This is a genomic window from Eubacterium ramulus, assembly GCF_003122485.1.
Taxonomy (GTDB): domain Bacteria; phylum Bacillota; class Clostridia; order Lachnospirales; family Lachnospiraceae; genus Eubacterium_I; species Eubacterium_I ramulus_A.
Window position 1 is genome coordinate 1 of record NZ_JRFU01000250.1, and the last position, 2,194, is coordinate 2,194.

Annotated in this window: 2 protein-coding genes; both read left to right on the forward strand. The window is 45.9% G+C overall.

Annotated features, from left to right (window positions below):
* Positions 1–88 precede the first annotated feature (88 nt).
* Entirely contained in the window at positions 89–418 is a 330-nt protein-coding gene (locus LG34_RS16275) for a hypothetical protein (protein ID WP_109217011.1), read from the forward strand.
* A gap of 118 nt (positions 419–536) precedes the next feature.
* A complete protein-coding gene (locus LG34_RS16280; RefSeq protein WP_242979940.1) occupies positions 537–2,087 on the forward strand; it encodes an aminotransferase class I/II-fold pyridoxal phosphate-dependent enzyme in 1,551 nt (516 codons plus the stop codon).
* Positions 2,088–2,194: the final 107 nt, after the last annotated feature.

The following is a 2,194-nucleotide window of genomic DNA, read 5'->3' on the forward strand; positions in this document are numbered from 1 at the left end:
TTGAAGTATGTCATGCAATTGCATGACGCGCACCTCGCAACAAGAATGCTGGAGCATTCTTGAACAGGATAAACAATGGCATCTGTCTATGGCAGATCAGGGATTTGAATCGCTGGCGGTATTGATCCGGCGAACCAGAGGAAACTGGTTAGAACTGACCATTCGTGAAATGCGCGCACATTCCAGAATTGATGGAAGAATGATGCAGGGACATTTGTCTTCCTTAAAATATGAAAATGATGGAATGCTGCGAAAAGCAGAAGTGAAGGATGGAAAAGTGCGGATTCCGCTGGAAGCATGCGTGTTTTATCAGAATGTGCGTGGCAAGATCCGCGGAAGCATACCGGTGACACTGGCGTGCAGCGTCGGTCAGGTACACATGCCGGAGAGTACGGCGTTATTAAAATTCTGGCTATAAAATTTACAGTATTGAGTCCCTGTATTTTTTTATGCTATAATCAAATATTATATTATACAAAAGAGCATGGAAAACATGGATGCCATTTTTATTAAAAGATACAGGTAAAAGGTGACTTATGACGGAGAAAAATCAGAATGCAGAATCAGATCAGCCAAGTGTTGGTACGATAGAAAACGAAAAATATCTGAATCAGCCAAGTGGTGGAATGATAGAAAATGAAAAATATCTGGATCGGGCATTGCTGGAATATTGTAATTCGGATGCGTATCCGTTTCATATGCCGGGGCACAAGCGCCAGACGATGGGAAACTGGAATTGTGAAGCGATTGACATTACAGAGATCACCGGGTTTGACAACCTGCACCACGCGGAAGGAATTTTGCTGAAAGCACAGCAGCGGGCAGCGCAGACTTTTGGAGCGGATGAAAGTTTTTTCCTGGTCAACGGAAGTACCGCGGGATTGCTTGCGGCAGTTTGTGGAACGGTAAAAAAAGGCGGACGGCTTTTGATGGCGCGAAATTGTCACAAAGCGGTGTACCATGCGGTATATTTGATGGAATTGCAGACAGAATATCTGTATCCAGAGCAGACGGAGTTTGGTATTCAGGGCAGCATTGCTCCGGAGGAGGTGCAGCGGATGCTGGAGCAGTATCCGGATACGCAGGCGGTTTTGCTGACATCTCCGACCTATGACGGTGTGGTGTCCGACATTGCGGCGATCGCGGAGATCGTACATGCACATCAGATTCCGTTGATCGTGGATGAGGCACACGGCGCGCATTTTGGTTTTTCAGAAAGATTTCCGAAAAAGGCGATTTCTTATGGTGCGGATCTGTGTATTGAAAGTGTGCACAAGACGTTACCGGCATACACACAGACGGCATTGCTGCATTATCGGAAAAATCCGTGGGTGGATCTGGAACGGGTAAAACGTTATCTTGGCATTTATCAGTCCAGTTCTCCGTCTTATGTTTTGATGGCGGGAATTGACCGCTGTACCCGCATTTTACGCGAACAGGGAACCACACTTTTTGCGGCATTTGAGCAGCAGTTGCATGATTTTTACCAATCCTGTGAAAACTTACAGTATATAAGCGTTTTTCCGGAAAACGGGAACGATGACGGTATCTGGGATAGAGACAGTTCCAAAATTCTGATCTGTGCAGAGGCGGTTGGTCTGCATGGACAGGATCTGGCAGATCTGCTGACACAAAAATATCATCTGGAGCTGGAAATGGCGTCAGGACATTATGCCACGGCACTGACTTCCATTATGGATACCAAGGAAGGTTTTGACCGGTTGTTTGCAGCATTGGAGGAAATTGATCAGAGCTTTCATGATGGCTCTGACGATTTGGAAAAAGAAAACGGACAGCAGATTTTTACCACGGATGCGATTTATCGTCCGGCGAAGAAGGTAATGAAGATTTCAGAGGCGATGGATGCCCCAAAGGAAAAAGTAAAACTTCTGGAATCTGCCGGAAGCGTGTCCGGGGAATTTGTGTATCTGTATCCGCCGGGGATCCCGATTCTTGCACCGGGAGAACTGGTGACACCGGAAATTCTGGATGCTCTGGCAACCTGTCAGAAGCGAAATATGGAAGTGCAGGGAATGAAGGATTTCAGCGGTATCTGGTTAGAAATATGCCAGGATAATGTATCGTGATCTTGAGAGAAATATGTCAGTTTATGTAGAACAAAATCATACATCAAGTTTTGCATATGTTTGATCTCAGTCTGAGTTGAGACTCCCACTTCTGCAAGTGGTGAGTA